15 protein-coding genes and 1 tRNA gene are annotated in these 18,503 nt (G+C 62.8%); 13 read left to right on the forward strand and 3 right to left on the reverse strand.

The window, feature by feature from the left end; all coding sequences use genetic code 11:
- The first annotated feature begins 286 nt into the window (after positions 1-286).
- Complete coding sequence (gene sufA, locus FNA46_RS02990; RefSeq protein ID WP_142880861.1) at positions 287-679, forward strand: Fe-S cluster assembly scaffold SufA; 393 nt, start codon at positions 287-289, stop codon at positions 677-679.
- A 3-nt stretch (positions 680-682) separates the two neighbouring features.
- On the opposite strand, the gene FNA46_RS02995 is transcribed toward sufA, so the two are convergent.
- The gene (locus FNA46_RS02995) at positions 683-1,327 is read right to left on the reverse strand and encodes a GntR family transcriptional regulator (protein WP_142880862.1); all 645 of its coding nucleotides are present in this window, start codon (positions 1,325-1,327) and stop codon (positions 683-685) included.
- A gap of 171 nt (positions 1,328-1,498) precedes the next feature.
- Positions 1,499-1,574 (reverse strand) — tRNA-Lys (locus FNA46_RS03000).
- A 279-nt stretch (positions 1,575-1,853) separates the two neighbouring features.
- Here FNA46_RS03000 and FNA46_RS03005 point away from each other — a divergent pair.
- From FNA46_RS03005 to FNA46_RS03015, 3 genes are all read left to right on the forward strand, one after another.
- Positions 1,854-3,656, forward strand: coding sequence for a hypothetical protein (locus tag FNA46_RS03005; RefSeq protein ID WP_142880863.1), 1,803 nt, complete (start codon positions 1,854-1,856; stop codon positions 3,654-3,656).
- Positions 3,657-3,875: 219 nt separating this feature from the next.
- A complete protein-coding gene (locus FNA46_RS03010) occupies positions 3,876-4,622 on the forward strand; it encodes a cytochrome c biogenesis CcdA family protein (RefSeq protein ID WP_142880864.1) in 747 nt (248 codons plus the stop codon).
- An 82-nt stretch (positions 4,623-4,704) separates the two neighbouring features.
- Positions 4,705-5,667, forward strand: a complete 963-nt coding sequence (locus tag FNA46_RS03015) for an AEC family transporter (protein WP_142880865.1) — start codon at positions 4,705-4,707, stop codon at positions 5,665-5,667.
- Here the strand turns inward: FNA46_RS03015 and FNA46_RS03020 are convergent.
- Positions 5,632-6,846: a UbiH/UbiF family hydroxylase gene (locus tag FNA46_RS03020; RefSeq protein WP_142880866.1), complete on the reverse strand. Its 1,215-nt coding sequence runs from the start codon at positions 6,844-6,846 to the stop codon at positions 5,632-5,634. The two genes, FNA46_RS03015 and FNA46_RS03020, sit on opposite strands and share 36 nt — an antisense overlap.
- Before the next feature lie 152 nt (positions 6,847-6,998).
- Here FNA46_RS03020 and pcsA point away from each other — a divergent pair, with 152 nt between their 5' ends.
- The 9 genes from pcsA (at position 6,999) to FNA46_RS03065 (ending at position 18,468) form a co-directional block, all read left to right on the forward strand.
- Positions 6,999-7,733 (forward strand): phosphatidylcholine synthase, encoded by a 735-nt coding sequence (gene pcsA, locus FNA46_RS03025; RefSeq protein ID WP_185969703.1) that lies wholly within the window; start codon positions 6,999-7,001, stop codon positions 7,731-7,733.
- Positions 7,734-7,884: 151 nt separating this feature from the next.
- On the forward strand, positions 7,885-9,471 hold the full coding sequence (locus FNA46_RS03030) for an ABC transporter ATP-binding protein (protein WP_142880867.1): 1,587 nt from the start codon (positions 7,885-7,887) through the stop codon (positions 9,469-9,471).
- Complete coding sequence (locus FNA46_RS03035) at positions 9,461-10,549, forward strand: ABC transporter permease (RefSeq protein WP_142880868.1); 1,089 nt, start codon at positions 9,461-9,463, stop codon at positions 10,547-10,549. The genes FNA46_RS03030 and FNA46_RS03035 overlap by 11 nt, the downstream gene beginning before the upstream one ends.
- The gene (locus FNA46_RS03040; RefSeq protein ID WP_142880961.1) at positions 10,546-11,466 is read left to right on the forward strand and encodes an ABC transporter permease; all 921 of its coding nucleotides are present in this window, start codon (positions 10,546-10,548) and stop codon (positions 11,464-11,466) included. Before FNA46_RS03035 ends, FNA46_RS03040 begins: the two co-directional genes overlap by 4 nt.
- Before the next feature lie 47 nt (positions 11,467-11,513).
- Positions 11,514-12,587, forward strand: a complete 1,074-nt coding sequence (locus FNA46_RS03045) for a BMP family ABC transporter substrate-binding protein (protein WP_142880869.1) — start codon at positions 11,514-11,516, stop codon at positions 12,585-12,587.
- Positions 12,588-12,733: 146 nt separating this feature from the next.
- Positions 12,734-14,095: a bifunctional UDP-N-acetylglucosamine diphosphorylase/glucosamine-1-phosphate N-acetyltransferase GlmU gene (gene glmU / locus FNA46_RS03050; protein WP_142880870.1), complete on the forward strand. Its 1,362-nt coding sequence runs from the start codon at positions 12,734-12,736 to the stop codon at positions 14,093-14,095.
- Between the two features lie 111 nt (positions 14,096-14,206).
- Entirely contained in the window at positions 14,207-16,033 is a 1,827-nt protein-coding gene (glmS, locus tag FNA46_RS03055) for a glutamine--fructose-6-phosphate transaminase (isomerizing) (protein ID WP_142880871.1), read from the forward strand.
- Positions 16,034-16,163: 130 nt separating this feature from the next.
- Positions 16,164-16,826 carry a DUF502 domain-containing protein gene (locus FNA46_RS03060; RefSeq protein ID WP_142880872.1) on the forward strand — a complete coding sequence of 221 codons (663 nt, stop codon included), beginning with the start codon at positions 16,164-16,166 and terminating at the stop codon, positions 16,824-16,826.
- 160 nt (positions 16,827-16,986) lie between these two features.
- Positions 16,987-18,468 (forward strand): esterase-like activity of phytase family protein, encoded by a 1,482-nt coding sequence (locus tag FNA46_RS03065; RefSeq protein WP_142880873.1) that lies wholly within the window; start codon positions 16,987-16,989, stop codon positions 18,466-18,468.
- Positions 18,469-18,503: the final 35 nt, after the last annotated feature.

An 18,503-nucleotide genomic window follows, 5' to 3' on the forward strand; every position in this document is an offset into this window, starting at 1 on the left:
ACATCGTCGAGAGCACGCTCGAAAGCGGCGAGTTCCAGTCCGCCGACGATGTGGTGTGCGCAGCGCTCGATGCCTTCCTGCTGCAGCGACAGAACGGGATGCCGTAATCCAGGAAGGGATCGCCAGTGGCGAGCCGATCGATGGGGAAGAGGCATTCCGACAGATGGCGTTGACATCCGCCGCGTCCTGCATGCCTCCCGCGTCTTGATCCGGCGCGCGGCCGGGCCTACATTGCAGATGAAAACCGCCGGGCCTTGAACCCGGATGCGTGAAGGAGAATGGGCCGATGGGCTTTGCCGTGATGACCATGACCGATGCCGCCGCGGACCGCGTAAAGGCAATCGTCGACAAATCCGGGCCGGATGCGAAGGGGCTTCGCATCGGCATCAAGAAGGGCGGTTGCGCCGGCATGGAATATACCGTCGATCTGGTGACGGAACCGAGCGCCAAAGACGATCTGATCGAGCATGCAGGTGCGAAGGTCTGGATCGAACCCTCCGCCGTGCTCTATCTGCTCGGCACGCGGATGGATTTCGAAGTAACGAAAATGCGCTCCGGCTTTACCTTCATCAATCCCAACCAGACCTCGGCCTGCGGCTGCGGCGAATCGGTCGAGCTGAAGCCGGCGGATCTTGCAGCCCTCGCCCGCGAAAGGGCGGGCGAAGCAAGCCCCGCCTGAGACCTATCTCTCAAGATCCGGCAAGGCATCGAGAAGTCGCCCGGTTGCGGCTGCCGCTTCAACACAATCCCCCGTCTGAATGGCGCGGATGACGGCCAGATGCAGGCCGACGGCCCGGTCCATGAGTTCGGTCGTCGCTGTGGCGCACCACAGGCGGCGCGCATGCGCCCTGAGCGGTGCAAGCGCGGCCGAGAGAAAACGATTGGGGCAGGCATGCTCCATGATGTCATCGAATCGCTTGTCGGCGGCGAGAAAGCCCACGGTATCTGCCATCACGGCTGCGGTGCTCATGTCCCTTGCGCATTCCACCAGCCGCCTGCGCTGTCCGTCATCGGCGTGGCGCGCCACAAGCGCCGCCGCCTCCGGCTCGAGCCGCCGTCGCATCGCCATCACGTTTTGCCAGTCGGACGGTGCAATGTCGGCGATCAGAAGCCCGCTGCGCGGCTTCACCACGATCAACCCCTGCCATTCCAGCTTCAGGATCGCCTCGCGCACCGGCGTACGCCCCTGGCCAGCCAGATCGATCAACTGCTTCTCGGTGACAAGCGAACCCGGCGCCAGCGCCAGCGTCACGATCGCCTGCTCCAGAACCCGATAGGCCTGATGGGCGAGAGAATCAGCGTAGCTGACAGTTTCCAACGGCTCCATATCGAGCTGATATATCAAAAGCGCGCGGAATTGCAACAGAGTGCCCTTATCTGATATATCAGAACGCTGTGGCACCGATGGCGTAAACGCCACAACACTCCATCGAAGCGGCTTGTGCCGGCGCTGGTGCAATCATCGCTGTCAGGAATGACAATCAGTCAGGGGATTTAATGGTGAGAACGCTGGGATTCGAACCCAGGACCTACTGATTAAAAGTCAGTTGCTCTACCGGCTGAGCTACGCTCTCAGGTGGGGCGACGCGCCCTTCGAAAGTGCGCGGAACATATGCGGGGGTGCGGCTTCGGTCAACCCGCGAAAGTGAAAATTCCACAGGGTCTTGACGCAATCGCAGAGGAATCTCGTTGCATGCAATCGTGCCGGCTGCTTCAAGTATTTGCAGAGATTTTGTGGATGGATTCGGCTTCAGCTCAAATGCTCGCAGAACGAGGCGGGCGCTTGGCAGGCAACAGAATTTGCTTCGGATGATTTGCTTCAAGCATTTTCAGATCGGGAAGGACAACACTCAATGGCTTCCATAACGAACCGGAACATTTCAGATCATATTCACGCACAACAAGATCAGCTGGATTTTGATCCTCCCTCTCGGCCGGTCCTGGCAGTTTTCATCGCTCTTTCGGTGTTCACATTCGTCGCGCTGATGCCGCTGCCGGAGTTTTTTCGATCGATTTGGATGACCTGCGGCGCAGTGCTCCTTTCCATTTCGGTCGTCGGCCTGTCCGGAGCATCGGCCACGCGGCGTCATATCGCGCTTGGTCTCGCGGTGGTCACCGGCTACCTCTTCTGGGCTCTGGCCTTTCCCGCCGCCATCAATGGCGGCGATGACAATGGCGCCTACCTTGTCTTTGCCCGGGACTTCTATGGAGACATTCGGGCGACAATACAGCCTCTAAGCGAGCGGCGACTGTTTTCGGTTGGGGGCATTTATGCGTTTCAGGCACCCGTTATCCATTGGTTCGGCATGGGCTACCTGTCTCTGGTCGAGCCTGCGCTGGGCATCTTGCTTTTCATTGTGGCGGTGGTGACACGGCCAAAGCTTCCTGTGGCTGCAGCACTTCTGGCGATCATCGTCATAGCGTTGATGCCGTTATTGGGAAGTGCGGCGCTCGCGAATACGGCAAGCACCTTCATCATCGGGTCGCTGTCGCTGGTTCTCATTCTCCTTGCCCTGGGTATTGTTCGAGGCGGCAGGCCAACATCAATGGAACTGGCGGCCATCGTGACCCTGCCTCTTGCAGCGCTTGTCTTCAGACCGACCACAGCGCCCTTCAACGGCCTTCTTGCCGGCGGCATATGTCTCTGGCTTGTCATTCGCAATCCGATGGACGCGGTCAGACTTGCCGTCCTCGGGCTTCCCATCGTCGGCCTTTTCGGCAGCTCTCTGCTCGTCTACCACGACATCGGTGGAAGTTGGCTCTATCCGCTCCTGGGACGTGGAACGCATATTACCTCGGAGGGAATTTCGATTATGGGATCGATGCCCCTTTCGGGACATCTCGCCAATATTGCCAGAATAACCTCGCGCGACATTCCGTTTCTACTGGCCTTGGTTGGCGCCCTGTCCAGCCTTGTCGTCCTGCGCCGCAATCGCTCGGTCTGCCTGGCATTTCTGGCCGTCATCGTGATCTTCCTGATCTTTGCGGCATCGGTCGTCATCGCCACATCCGGCCTGGCGTCGGGGCGATACATTACCCCCGTTTCCTTCTCGATGATCGTTGTCAGCCTCATCGTGGTGGGCGAGGCGTTCTCGCGCTGGTCTTTTCTTCAATCGCAGGGTTTTACGCGTTTCGCACCGCCGGCGCTGCTTGGCATTTTGCTCGTTCTTCTGTTGGGCGCACGCGTTGCGGGACACGGCGTCGCGGAACGTCGCCTCCTTCAGCATGAACTGACCCGCGAGCAGGCAGCGATGGTTCGCAACGTCGGTGACATCATTAATTCCAGAATCGGCTCAAACGGCGCTGTAGTGCTGGTGGACATCAGCGAAGCCCGCTTCTTGGTTCCATTGCTGCAGGCAAGGGTGCTGCTGATGGACCAGCCCGGCATGCTTATCCCATGGCGTCAGCAGACGAACACAGAGCCTCTGCCTGATTATACCACAGGACTTACAGACTACCTGGCCCGGATGGACACCAAGGCAATCGTGGTCAAGGATCTGTCCTGCGCGCCGCAGCCGGCCTTTGCCCCTGCAGGCTGGGCCGACCTCATGCGCTATGGCGTACGTCGAAACACGGATGCCCTGTGCGAAATCGCAAAGACAGCAGAACGCATTGATCTCGGTAATTATACGGTGCTGTTTCCTCACCGGCCCTGAAACTGAAACGTATCGGGAGGGGCAGGCATTCCTTTGCAATCTTTTGTCTCCCGGTGTGGTGCCCTCGAAGAGGAGGTCGGTATGGAACTTGAGAGTTCCATGCTCTCATCCTGGGGCGGCGCAATTCTCCCGACAGATCTGCCCGGCTGACGCGAAAAGGTGATTGGCATGCCGTCCCGCAGCTGCGTATGGAAGGGCTGAAGTGGACGGAGAGTGCCTGTGTCGATTGCCGAAATTTCGCTGGTCAGTGCGCTGCTTGCCGGCGCCCTGTCGTTCTTGTCGCCGTGCGTGCTGCCGCTGGTGCCGCCTTACCTGTGCTACATGGCCGGCATCTCGGTGGAGCAGTTCCGTGGCGGCGAGGGGCGTGAGGCAACCGTTGCGCGGCGGGCGGTGCTTCTGTCCTCGCTGTTCTTCACGCTCGGCTTTGCCACGGTCTTTGTGGCGCTCGGGGCGGGCGCGACGACGATTGGCGTGCTGCTGCGCCAGCACATGGATATGCTGGCGAAGATCGGTGGTCTCATCATCATCGTCATGGGCCTGAACTTTCTCGGCGCCTTCCGCATCGGTCTTCTGGCGCGGGAAGCGCGGTTCCAGGCGGGGGGTAAGCCGGCGACGCTCTCGGGGGCCTATGTCATGGGCCTTGCGTTCGCCTTCGGCTGGACGCCCTGCATCGGTCCGGTGCTGGGTGCGATCCTGGCGGTCGCCGCCTCGCGCGCAACGGTGGGTGACGGGGCTTTGCTGCTTGCCATCTATTCGCTCGGTCTTGCCGTGCCCTTCTGGATCGCGGCCGGTTTTTCCGGTGCCTTCATGCGCTTCCTGTCCCGCTTCCGGCGACATCTGGGGCTGGTTGAAAAGGCAATGGGCGGGTTGCTTGTGCTGACAGGCTTCGCCTTCATCTTCGGCTTCGTCAGCGACATGGCGATCTGGTTCCAGCAAACCTTTCCGATCCTGACCCGAATCGGTTGAGGATTTTTTGCGGTTTTCCGTTTCGCGTGCCGGAACGGGATGCTAACCGGCACGTGAGGCGGACGGCGAAGGAGGATTAACGGTGGCTGCCATACTTGCTTTGCTGCTGCCGTTCTTTGGTCTGATCCTGATCGGCTTCGTCGCGGCCAAGGTAACCCGGCAGGGCGCAGACGCACTCGGCTGGATGAACACCTTTATCATCTATGCGGCACTGCCGGCGCTGTTCTTCAAGCTCGTCTCGCGCACGCCGATTGCCGATCTGACCCGCCTCGATTTCATCGCGACCCAGCTTGCCGCCGTCTATGCGGTTTATGCGCTGCTGTTTGCAGCAGCCTTCCTGCTGCATCGCGCAAGCTTTGCCGAAAGCATCATCCAGGCGTTTGGCGGCGCTTACGGCAATATCGGCTATATGGGGCCAGGTCTCGCGCTGCTGGCGCTCGGCGAACAGGCCGCCGTGCCGGTGGCGCTGATCGTCTGTTTCGAAAACGCCCTGCACTTCATCGTGGCCCCGGCCCTGATGGCGCTGGCGGGCGGCGAGCGCCAGCCGCCGCTGCAACTTGCCGGCCAGGTGGCGCGGCGTGTCGCGTTTCACCCCTTCATCCTGTCGGCGGCTGCAGGCTTCCTCGTCGCCGCATTGGACTGGCCCTTGCCGGTGGCCGCGCAGCGCCTTGTCGACTACCTCGCGCAAGCGGCCGCGCCATGCGCGCTGTTTGCCATGGGGGTGACGCTCTCGCTCCGGCCGCTGCGGCGCGTTCCCGCCGAGATCGGCACCATCGCCGTTGCCAAGCTGGTGATCCTGCCGGCCGCGATGTATGCCGCGCTGAGGCTGGTCGGCGGCATCGATCCGGCCTGGGTGCATGCGGCCGTCCTGCTCGCCGCGCTCCCGACCGCCACCAACGTCTTCGTCATCAGCCAGCATTACGGTGTATGGCAGGAGCGGGCCTCGGCAACGGTGCTGATCACAACACTGCTGTCGATCGCGACATTGCCCGTCGTGCTCTATCTGATTTCAGCCGGTCTTCTTCCGGCCGAAGGCGGTCCTTAGGCTGGAGGCCATATCCCTCAGGCTGCGACCGGGTTCCACGCCCTCGCGCATCAGAATATTGCGCAGCGGCCCGACGGCGGTCAGCATGTGAAGGCCCGCGGCGCGGGCCACCTGCATCGGCAGGAAATCCGACAGCAGCGAGCGGTTCAGCAGGTCGACGCCGAGCGTGCGGGTCATGATGTCCGGGCGGCGGCGGCGGTTGAAGCGGTCGCCGGCATCGGCGGCAACCGGCAGGCCGCCGGTGGTCTTCAGCAGGTCCACCAGTTCCATCACGTCGCGCAGCGACAGATTGAGGCCCTGCGCGCCGATCGGCGGGAAGGCATGCGCCGCCTCGCCGACCAAAGCCACCCGTCCCTTGCCGAACCGATCCGACATCAGGCTGGAGAGAGGCCAGGATTCGACGCCATCCTCGACCGAGACCTTGCCCAGCAGGGACTGCATGCGCAGTTCAACCTCGTGAGACAATGCCTCGAGCGGCAGGGACAGAAGGTGCTCGGCCGCATCCGGCTTCACCACCCACACAAGGCTGGAACGGTTGCCGGGCAGCGGCACCTGCGTGAAGGGGCCGGTCTCGGTGTGAAACTCGGTCGAGACATTGCCGTGCGGCTGCTCGTGGGAGAAGTTCAGCACCACGGCCGTCTGCGGATAGGCCCAGCGGCGCGTGGCGATGCCAGCCCCCTCGCGCACCTTCGAACCACGCCCATCGGCACCGATCACGAAGGCCGCCGTCATGGTCTCTCCGTCGGAAAGGGTGAGGTGCGCGGCATCGGCCTGCAGGTCCAGACGCTCGAGGCTCGCATCGATGCGGGCAATATTGGGCTCGGCCGTGACGGCATCGGACAGCACCTGCATCAGCGCGGCGTTCGGAATATTGTAGCCGAAGGCGGAAAGCCCCACATCGGCGGCGCGGAACTGCGCCGGCGGCGCACGGAACAGCCGTGTCGTGCCATCGAGGATCTGCATCACGGAGAGCGCCGCAGAGGCCGGCTCCAGCACTGACCACAGGCCGAGGCTGTCGACGAAGCGGATGGACTGGTCCATCAGCGCCGTCGTGCGGCGGTCCTGACGGTTCCGTTGCGGGGCAACCAGCGAGACCTTGCGTCCGGCACGCGCCAGTGCGAGCGCCGCCACCGAACCAGCCAGTCCTTCACCCACAACGGCGATCTCGATGTCATGCATTGGCAGTCTTCTTCTGTTATGTCGGTCCTGACCTATTTAGGCAAACTTGTGACACTTATCCATGGGCTTGGTCGCAAGGGGGCCGATAAGGTTGCAAAGCGCGCCGATTGGCCGCATATGACCGTCTTTCCACAGGCGTTGCGGAGCAGGGCGTGATCAGGCGAATCTTCAATTACCGGAAAGTGCCCTATGCGGAAATCCGCGCCTTTTCCGTGCATGTGCTGACAGCCTCCGGCTCTTTCCTCGCCTTTCTCGGCGTGGTGGCGGCAGCCGAACGGCGTTTCGTCGACATGTGGTGGTGGCTGGGCCTGGCGCTGCTGATCGATGGCATCGACGGGCCGATCGCGCGCAAGGTACGGGTCAAGGAAGTCCTGCCCAACTGGTCCGGCGACACGCTCGACAACATTATCGACTATGTGACCTATGTGCTGCTGCCGGCCTTCGCGCTTTACCAGAGCGGCATGATCGGCGAGACGTGGTCCTTCGTCGCCGCCGGAATGATCGTGGTATCGAGCGCCATCTATTACGCCGACACCGGCATGAAGACGGACGAATATTTCTTCTCCGGCTTCCCCGTGGTGTGGAACATGGTGATCCTCACCCTCTTCGTCATCCAGGCGAGCGAGGCCACCGCGATGATCGTGGTGGTGACCTCTGTCATCGTCACCTTCCTGCCGGTCCATTTCCTGCATCCGGTGCGCGTCAAACGGCTGCGGCCGCTCAACCTCGGCATCTTCCTGCTGTGGTGCGCGCTGTCCGGTTACTCGCTGCTCCTGCATTTCGACTCGCCCGCCTGGCTGGTCTGGGGCGTGGTGCTGACGGGTCTCTATCTCTACGTCATCGGCGGCGTGCTTCAACTTCTTCCAAACCTTGGAAAAGCCCGATAAACCGCCGGTAAGCCTCGACTTTTCTGTTGTGCACGGCAGCAAAAACGGTATCAATTCTTCGATGTACCGGAGTTGCCCGGGCAGATGATTTCGCTTTCGCAGCCGGTCAAGCCTCGCAGAAGGTGGGTGCGACAAGCATGAGGGGTGGCGTGTGAGTGAAGCGCGGGGTCCGGAAGCGGGTTCGCTTCTGAAGGTTCGAAGCCTGACGAAATATTTCGGCACGTTCGCCGCCTGCAACGGGATCGATCTTTCGATCGGCCCGGGCGAGATCCACGCGCTTCTCGGCGAAAACGGCGCCGGCAAATCCACCCTCGTGAAGATGCTGTTCGGCGTGCTGCAGCCGAGCGAGGGCCGTATCTTCTGGGATGGCCGCCCTGTTTCCATCGGTTCGCCCGGCGAGGCGCGCACGCTCGGCATCGGCATGGTGTTCCAGCACTTCTCGCTGTTCGAGGCGCTGACGGTTGCGGAAAACATCGCCCTGTCGCTCGATCCGAAGATCCCGCTCGCCAAGATCGCCGAGGAGGCGGAAAGCCTGTCCAAGGCCTACGGCCTGCCGCTCGATCCGCATGCGCATGTGGCCGATCTTTCGGTCGGCGAGCGCCAGCGCATCGAGATCGTCAGGGCGCTGCTGCAGAACCCCAAGCTGATCATTCTCGACGAGCCGACCTCGGTGCTGACACCGCAAGAGGCCGACAAGTTGTTCGAGACGCTGTTCAAGCTGAAGGCGGAGGGGCGCTCCGTGCTATATATCAGCCACCGGCTGGAAGAGGTGCAGCGGATCTGCGACCGGGCCACCGTTCTGCGTCATGGCAAGGTGACGGGAGACTGCGATCCCCGGCAGGAAACGCCGGCCTCGCTCGCCCGGATGATGGTCGGCTCCGACGTTGCCGGCGTTCATCGCGACTCAACAACCGATCTCGGTTCGGCCTTGGTCCAGGTGCAGAACCTCTCGGTTCCGGCCCGGACGCCTTTCTCGGTCACGCTGAAGGATATCGCGCTGGAGGTGCGGGCAGGCGAGGTGCTCGCTATTGCCGGTGTGGCCGGCAACGGGCAAGGCGAACTGTTTGATGCGCTCTCAGGCGAATATCCTGTTGGCAATGACGAGGCGATCCGTCTCTGCAGCAAGGCGGTCGGTCGGACCGGAATCAATGGACGGCGGCTGCTCGGCGCAGGCTTCGTGCCGGAAGAGCGACACGGCCATGCGGCCGTCTCCGACATGGCGCTGTCGGACAACCTGCTGCTGTCACGCAGCCAGTCCGACCGCAGCCTGTTCCTGGCGGGGGGGCTGCTGTCGGTCATCCGCCATGACGCCATCCGTGCCACGGCGCGGCGCATCTGCGCGGCGATGGACGTGCGCAAGAGCGGTGACGATCCCGCCGCCGGTTCGCTGTCCGGCGGCAATCTGCAGAAATTCATCATCGGCCGCGAACTGGATCGCAAGCCCGCCGTGCTTGTCGTCAACCAGCCGACCTGGGGTGTGGATGCCGGTGCGGCAAGCCGTATCCGCCAGGCGCTGATCGATCTGGCGCGGGCCGGCTCCGCCGTCATCGTCATCAGTCAGGATCTCGACGAGATCTTCGAGGTGGCGACGAACATCGCCGTGATCTCCGAGGGGCGGCTGTCGAAACCCTATCCGGCAGGCGACCTGACGCTGGAAAAGATCGGCCTGCTGATGGGCGGCATCCACGATTCGACGGCCCATTCCGGTGCGACTGCGGGAGGCGTCCATGCGCATTGAACTGCAACGCCGCCCTGCCGCCTCAGGCGTGTTCTCGCTGGTCTCGCCGCTTCTGGCGCTCGTGCTGACACTGATCTTCGGCGCAATCATGTTCCGTCTGCTCGGCAAGGATCCCGGACACGCGCTCTACAGTTTCTTCGTGGAGCCCTTGCTTGAGGTCTGGTCGCTGCACGAACTGGCGATCAAGGCCGGGCCGCTGATCCTGATCGCGGTGGGCCTCTCGGTCTGCTACCGCTCGAACAACTGGAATATCGGCGCCGAGGGCCAGTTCACCATCGGCGCGATCACCGGCTCGATCCTGCCGATCCTGGTGCCGCAATGGCATTCGGTGCTGGTGCTGCCGCTGATGCTGGTGATGGGGGCTGCCGGCGGCGCACTGTTTGCCGGCATTCCGGCGCTGCTGAAGACCCGCTTCAACACCAACGAGATCCTGGTCAGCCTGATGCTGGTCTATATTGCGCAGCTGTTCCTCGACTGGCTCGTGCGCGGGCCCTGGCGCGATCCGAAGGGCTTCAACTTTCCGCAGTCGATCAGCTTTGCGCCGGAAGCCGTGCTGCCGCCGCTGCTCGATTCCGGCCGGGCGCATGCCTCCATCCTGTTTGCGCTTCTGGCAGCCGTGCTCGTGTGGTTCATGATGCGCTTCATGCTGAAGGGCTTTGAGGTGACCGTGCTTGGCCGCTCCGAACGGGCAGGGCGCTTCGCCGGCTTTTCCGCCCGCCGCATGGTGTGGTTCTCGATGATGCTGTCGGGCGCATTTGCGGGGCTTGCCGGCATTTCAGAAGTGTCCGGTTCGATCGGCCACCTGCAGCCGAGCATTTCGCCGGGCTATGGTTTTACGGCGATCATCGTTGCCTTCCTGGGGCGCCTCAACCCGCTCGGCGCGATCGCCTCCGGCTTCGTGCTGGCGCTGACCTATCTGGGCGGCGAGGCGGCGCAGCTGTCGATCGGCGTGTCCGACAAGGTGACGCGCGTCTTCCAGGGCCTGCTGCTGTTTTTCGTGCTGTCCTGCGACACGCTGATCCTCTACCGCGTGCGCATCATCTTCGGCTCCGGCCGCGCCCGGGAGGCGAAGTCCTGACCATGATCGAAGCGATCCTTCTCACGATCATCACCGCCGCGACGCCGCTTGTCATCGCCGCCATGGGCGAACTGGTGACGGAACGCGCCGGCGTGCTGAACCTCGGCGTCGAGGGCATGATGATCATGGGCGCCGTCTGTGCCTTCGCGGGAGCGCAACTCACCGGCCTGCCGCTCGTCGGCCTCGTGGCCGGCATTGTCGGCGGCGCGCTGTTTTCGCTGCTGTTCGGCTTTCTGACGCTGACGCTGGTGACCAATCAGGTGGCAACGGGCCTTGCGCTGACGCTGCTCGGCCTCGGCCTTTCGGGACAGCTCGGCGAGGCCTTTGTAGGCATTCCCGGCGTGAAGCTCGCGCCGATCGTCATTCCGGTTCTCTCGGACATCCCGGTTGTCGGGCCGCTGCTGTTCCGGCAGGACATCACCTTCTACCTGTCGATCGCGCTTGTCATCGGCGTGAACTGGTTCCTGTTCCGCAGCCGCACCGGGCTGAAACTGCGCGCCATCGGCGACAATCACGGCTCGGCCCATGCGCTCGGCATCAGCGTCATCCGCACCCGCTATCTGGCCGTGATGTTCGGTGGCGCCTGCGCAGGGCTTGCCGGCGCCCAGCTTTCGCTCGTCTACACGCCGCAATGGGTGGAAAACATGTCGGCAGGCCGTGGCTGGATCGCGCTGGCCCTCGTCGTGTTTGCGTCCTGGCGGCCCTGGCGCGTTCTGGCCGGGGGTTATATCTTCGGGGCGGTCGGCATCCTGCAGTTGCACGCCCAGGCTTTCGGCATCGGCGTTCCCTCGCAGTTTCTCTCCATGCTGCCCTATGCCGTGACTATTGTCGTTCTCATCATCATTTCGCATAATCGCCGTACAACGCTCATCAATACGCCGGCATGCCTGGGGAAACCCTTCGTTCCGGACCGCTGAGGCGGCAGATAGAACAACCGAAGCTTCAAGCCAAACAGGGGTTGAATATGAAGAAGCTCATCATCGCACTTGCCGCAACGGCCGCTGCCCTGTGCAGCACCGTGCCCGGCGCCCAGGCAGCGGACAAGACCAAGGTCTGCTTCGTCTATGTCGGCACCAAGACCGACGGCGGCTGGACCCAGGCCCATGATCTCGGCCGCCAGGAACTGCAGAAGGCTCTCGGCGACAAGATCGAGACACCCTACCTGGAAAGCGTGCCGGAAGGTCCGGATGCAGAGCGTGCGATCGAGCGCATGGCCCGTTCCGGCTGCGCAGTGGTTTTTGCCACCTCCTTCGGCTTCATGGATGCGACCGTGAAGGTGGCCCAGAAGTTCCCGAACGTGAAGTTCGAACACGCGACCGGCTACAAGGCTGCACCGAACCTCGCAACCTACAATTCGCGCTTCTATGAAGGCCGCTACATCCTCGGCCAGATCGCGGCCAAGATGTCCAAGAAGGGCGTCGCAGGCTACATCGCCTCCTTCCCGATCCCGGAAGTCGTCATGGGCATCAATGCCTTCGAACTGGGTGCAAAGTCGGTCAACCCGAACTTCAAGCTGAAGGTCGTCTGGGCCAATACCTGGTTCGACCCGGGCAAGGAAGCCGATGCCGCCAAGGCGCTGATCGACCAGGGCGTTGACATCCTGACCCAGCACACCGACACGACGGCGCCGATGCAGGTGGCTGCCGAGCGCGGCATCTATGCTTTCGGCCAGGCCTCCGACATGATCGCCGCCGGTCCGAAGACCCAGCTGACCGCCATCGTCGACACCTGGGGCGCCTATTACATCAAGCGCACCAAGGCACTGCTCGACGGCACGTGGAAGTCGGAACAGATCTGGGACGGCCTGAAGGACGGCATCCTGACCATGGCGCCCTACACCAACATGCCAGACGACGTGAAGGCGATGGCCGAAGAGACCGAAGCCAAGATCAAGTCCGGCGAACTGCATCCCTTCACCGGTCCGATCAACAAGCAGGATGGCACGCCCTGGCTGAAGGCCGGCGAGAAGGCGGACGACGGCACGCTGCTCGGCATGAACTTCTACGTCGAAGGCGTCGACGACAAGCTGCCGAAGTAAGCCGCCACGCGGACAGCGTTACCGGAAGGCGTCCCTCGCGGGGCGCCTTTTGCATTTTGGCCGCCGCACCGGGCTCGGGCCGACCCCAGTGGCGAAGCAGCGTGACTGCTGGTAAGAAGCGCCGACCGATTTTGAGAGAGAGCGCCATGAACCGCACCTGCCTTGCCGTTATCCTCGCCGCCGGCGACAGCACCCGCATGAAGTCCTCGATGTCGAAGGTCCTGCATCCGATTGCAGGCCTGCCGATGATCGCGCATGTGATGACGGCGTTGCAGGCGGCAGGCATGCAGGATGCGGTGCTGGTCGTGGGACGGGATGCGGACAAGGTGACCCAGGCCGGTTCGCTGCCCGGCCTGCAGGTGTCCTCCGTGCTTCAGACCGAGCGCCGCGGCACCGGTCATGCGGTGCTGACCGCCCGGGAGACGATCGCCAAGGGCTACGACGATGTGCTGGTAACCTATGGCGACGTGCCGCTGGTGAAGCCGGAAACCTTCCTCGCCGCGCGGGACAAGCGTGCGGAGGGCGCCGACATCGTGGTGATCGGCTTCGAGGCGGCAAACCCCTTCGGCTATGGTCGACTGCTGATCGAGAATGGCGAACTGCTGGCGATTCGCGAGGAGAAGGATGCCTCCGAAGACGAGCGGCGGATCACCCGCTGCAACAGCGGCCTGATGGTGATCAACGGCGCCCGGGCGCTGGAATGGCTGGAAAAGATCGGCAACAGCAATGCGAAGGGTGAATACTACCTGACCGACATCGTCGAGATCGCCCGCGCTAAAGGCGCCAGGGTGGTGGCGATCGATGCGCCGGAGGAGGAACTCGCCGGCTGCAACACCCGCGCGGAGCTCGCCGGGCTGGAAGCCCTCTGGCAAAAGCGCCGCCGCCATGCGCTGATGCTGTCGGGCGTCTCGATGATCGCGCCCGAAACCGTGTTTCTCGCCCATGACACCGTGCTTTCGCCGGATGTGCTGATCGAACCGAATGTGGTGTTCGGCCCTGGCGTCACGGTGGAAAGCGGCGCCGTCATTCACGCCTTCTCGCATCTGGAAGGGGCGCATGTTGCGGAAGGCGCAACCGTTGGCCCGTTCGCGCGGCTGCGCCCGGGCGCGAACCTCGGTGAAGGCGCCAAGGTGGGCAATTTCTGCGAGGTAAAGAAGGCCGAGATCGGCGCGGGCGCCAAGGTCAATCACCTGACCTACATCGGCGATGCCTTTGTCGGCGCCGGCACCAATATCGGCGCCGGCACCATCACCTGCAATTATGACGGCGTGAACAAGCACGAGACCCGGATCGGTGCGCATGCCTTCATCGGCTCCAATTCCGCCCTCGTCGCGCCCGTCACGATCGGCGACGGCGCCTATGTGGCCTCGGGCAGCGTTATCACTGCGGATGTTCCGGCCGAAGCGCTCGCCTTCGGCCGAGCCCGCCAGGAGGTGAAGCCGGAGCGGGCGACGGCGGTGCGCGCGCGGGCGCTGGCGCTCAAGGCCGCACAGAAGGCGGAACGGTAACATTTTCTAGATTACCGTAAGAAATTGAATTTGACCCCCGCTGCCGTTGCGTCCTGCGTGCGGTGCGGTAGGAAACATGCGCCACGCAAACTTGGATAACATGAGGCTCATATGTGCGGAATCGTTGGTATCGTCGGCAGTAAACCGGTCGCAGAGCGGCTGGTCGATGCGCTGCGCCGGCTCGAATATCGCGGCTATGATTCCGCCGGGGTCGCCACCATCCATGATGGCGTGATGGATCGTCGCCGCGCCGAGGGCAAGCTGTTCAACCTGGAAAAGAAGCTGGCGAGCGAGCCGCTGCCGGGCCTGATCGGCATTGCCCATACCCGCTGGGCGACGCATGGCGCGCCGAACGAGACCAACGCCCATCCGCATTTTGTCGAGGGTGTCGCGGTCGTTCACAACGGCATCATCGAGAATTTTTCCGAGCTGCGCGACGAACTGCTTTCCGAGGGGGCCGTCTTTTCGAGCCAGACCGATACCGAAGTGGTGGCGCACCTGCTGGCGAAATTCACGCGTGAAGGCCTCGACCACAAGGCGGCGATGCTTTCCATGCTGAACCGTGTTGCCGGTGCCTATGCGCTGGTGGTGATGTTCAAGGACGATCCCGGCACGATCCTTGCCGCCCGCTCCGGCCCGCCGCTGGCCGTCGGGCATGGCAAGGGCGAGATGTTTTTGGGCTCCGATGCGATCGCCCTTGCTCCCTTCACCAACCGCATCACCTATCTGGTGGATGGCGATTGCGCGGTGATGAACGCCAGTGGCGTCTCGATCATGGATTTCTCCGGAAAGCCGGTGATTCGGCCCGTGCAAATCTCGCACGCGGCGGCGCTGATGGTGGACAAGGGCAATCACCGCCATTTCATGGAAAAGGAAATCTACGAGCAGCCGGAAATCATCTCGCATGCGCTCAGCCACTACGTGGACTTTGCCGCCGGCACGGTGAAGCCGCTCGCGTCAGGCATCGATTTTGCAGGCATCCGCAGTCTGGCGATTTCCGCCTGCGGCACGGCCTATCTTTCCGGCCTGATCGGCAAGTACTGGTTCGAGCGCTATGCCCGGCTGCCGGTCGAAATCGATGTCGCCTCCGAATTCCGCTATCGCGAAATCCCGCTGTCGAAGGATCAGGCGGCGCTGTTCATCTCGCAATCCGGCGAAACGGCCGATACGCTGGCCTCGCTGCGCTATTGCCGGCAGGAGGGGCTGACCATCGGCGCCGTCGTTAACGTGCGCGAATCGACGATTGCCCGCGAGGCCGATGCCGTCTTCCCCATTCTCGCTGGTCCGGAAATCGGGGTTGCCTCGACGAAAGCCTTCACCTGTCAGCTGGCCGTGCTGGCGGCGCTGGCAATCCAGGCCGGCCGTGCCCGCGGCACGCTGACCGCCGAAGACGAGAAGGCCATGGTCAGGCATCTGATCGAGATGCCGCGCATCATGAGCCGGGTTCTGAATCTGGTGGAACCGCAGGTGGAAGGGCTATCGCGCGAGCTTTCGCGCTTCAAGGATGTGCTCTATCTCGGGCGCGGCACGAGTTTTCCGCTGGCGCTCGAAGGGGCGCTGAAGCTCAAGGAAATCTCCTATATCCATGCCGAAGGTTATGCGGCGGGCGAGCTGAAGCACGGTCCGATCGCGCTCATCGACGAGAACATGCCGGTCATCGTCATTGCCCCGCATGACCGTTTCTTCGAGAAGACCGTCTCGAACATGCAGGAAGTGGCGGCACGCGGCGGCCGGATCATCTTCATCACGGATGAAAAGGGGGCTGCGGCCTCGAAGCTTGCCACGATGGCGACCATCGTGCTGCCGACGGTGGATGAAGTGATCGCGCCCATGATCTATGCCCTGCCGATCCAGTTGCTCGCCTATCACACGGCGGTCTTCATGGGCACCGACGTGGACCAGCCGCGCAATCTCGCCAAATCGGTCACGGTGGAGTGATCGGAAAACGCGGAAGTTGCAGCGCCCGCCTTGCCGTTATTTCATCCTTTCGCCCTTGCGAAGTGTGAAGGCCTTGGGCATTGTCCGGGTAATCCGTCCGTGCGGCGGTGCAGCATGAGCGGCGACGAGAATGACGGATACACCGGAACGCATCACGTTTTTCGGCCGCCTGAGGAATAACTTCCTTACCGGCCTGATCATCTGCGCGCCGCTGGCGATCACCATCTGGCTCACCTTCGCCTTCATCGACTGGGCGGACAGCTGGGTGACGCCCTACATTCCGCAGCGCTACAATCCGCAATATTATTTCGACATCACCATTCCGGGCCTCGGCCTGCTGATTGCCGTGGTGTTCATCACCGTGATCGGCTTTCTCGGCAAGAACCTGATCGGCCGGTCGGTGGTGAATTTCGGCGAATCGATCCTGCACCGCACGCCGCTGGTACGTACGCTGTACAAGAGCCTCAAGCAGATCTTTGAAACGGTGCTGAAGGATCAGTCGACCTCCTTCAAGAAGGTCGGGATGATCGAGTTTCCGGGGCCGGGCAGCTGGGCCATGGTGTTCATCTCCACCGAGGCGCAGGGCGAGATTGCCGCCCGCCTGAACGAGGACGGCGAGGAAATGCTGGCCGTGTTCCTGCCGCCGACGCCGGTGCCGACGGCCGGCTTCCTGCTCTTCGTGCCAAAGAGCAAGGTGGTGATGCTGGACATGACGCCGGAAGACGCGGCAAAGCTTCTGATTTCCGGCGGCCTGATTGCGCCCGCCTGGACGCCGAAAACCATATCCGAGTAAGATTCCGCCGTGCCTTGCCGGCACATTTCATCTGGCGGTCACAATAGACTCCTAGATCACGCTGTGGGGGAGTGATCCCGCGTGAAGTATCGTCGGCGCGCCGCCTGGCAGCCATGACGATGATCCAGACTTTTTTCCTTTCGCTCACAGGATCAGCAAGATGAAATTCGATTGCGTGACGTTCGGCCGCGGCTTGAAAGCCGCTCTGGCAGCATCCGTCGTCCTTATTCCGGTCATGGCCTTTGCCGAGACGTCGGTGTCCGGCGCAGGCGTGACGGTGACCAACAAGGGGCTGGTGGCCATCGGTCGCATCCCGGCCAGCCAGCGCGACAAGTTCGGCGAGACCTTTGGCTCCGGCTCCGGCATGGCGATCGATCCGACCGCCTGGAAAAAGGACGGCGCAGGCTATACCGGCGCCCTGTGGCTGCTGCCGGACCGCGGCTACAATGTGGAAGGCACGACGGACTATAACGACCGCCTGAACCGCATCGAATTTCGCCTGACGCCGGCCACCGGCACGCCGGCCGCCGCCGACCAGCAGAAGGGCATGGAAGCAAAGCTCGCCGACACGATCCTGCTCCTGGACGACAAGGGCAAGAGCATGACCGGCCTCGACCCGGAATCGGGCGTGCGCGCCGCTGCCGGCAAGCTGCCGCCGCTGCCGGAAGCCCGCACCGGCAAGGTGTCGCTCGATCCCGAAGCCGTCGTCCGCCTGAAGGACGGTTCCTTCCTGATCAGCGACGAATACGGTCCCTACATCTATCACTTCGGCGCCGACGGAAAGATGATCTCCGCCACGCAGCCGCCGAAGGCGCTGCTTCCGATGCGCAAGGGCGAACTCAACTTCTCCTCCAACAACGTGGATGCCGGCGGCAAGAAGCCGGACCCGAAGGATCCCGATACCGGCCGCCAGAACAACCAGGGCCTCGAAGGCATGTCGATCACGCCGGACGGCAAGTTCGTCGTCGCGCTGTTGCAGTCCGCCACCCGCCAGGATGGCGGCGATTCGAGCGCGACCCGCATTAACACCCGCGCGCTGGTCTATGATGCCACCGACATCGACAACCTGAAGCTGGTGCACGAATATGTCGTGCCGCTGCCGACCTTCGACAACAAGGGCAAGGTCGCCGTTGCCGCGCAGAGCGAAATCCTCGCATTGTCCGACAAGGCCTTCCTGATGCTGGCGCGCGACAGCAACAACGGCCAGGGTCTCAAGGGCGACACCTCCGTCTATCGCAAGATCGACCTCGTCGATCTCTCGGCCGCCACCGACATCGCAAACAGCGAATTCGACGGCATGAAGCCAGTGGCGCCGAAGGGTGTGGTGGACAGTGCCGTGAAGGTCGCGGCGGTCACGCCATTCATCGACCTCAACGACAATGCCGAGCTTGGTCGATTCGGCCTGCACAATGGTGCGCCGAACGACAAGAACAACCTGTCGGAAAAGTGGGAGGCCATGTCGATCGCCCCGGTGCTCGATGCCTCCGCGCCGGACGACTACTTCCTGTTCGTCGCCAACGACAATGATTTCCTGACGCAGGACGGCTTCCAGGTGGGCGCGGCCTACAAGGCCGATGGCGGCGCGGACGTCGACACCATGTTCCAGGTGTTCCGCGTCACCCTGCCGGGCATGGCCAAGTAAGATCGACCGTGACGGGCGCCGCGACCGTGGCGCCT

Origin of the sequence: Affinirhizobium straminoryzae, assembly GCF_007004135.1 — a bacterium.
Taxonomy (GTDB): domain Bacteria; phylum Pseudomonadota; class Alphaproteobacteria; order Rhizobiales; family Rhizobiaceae; genus Neorhizobium; species Neorhizobium straminoryzae.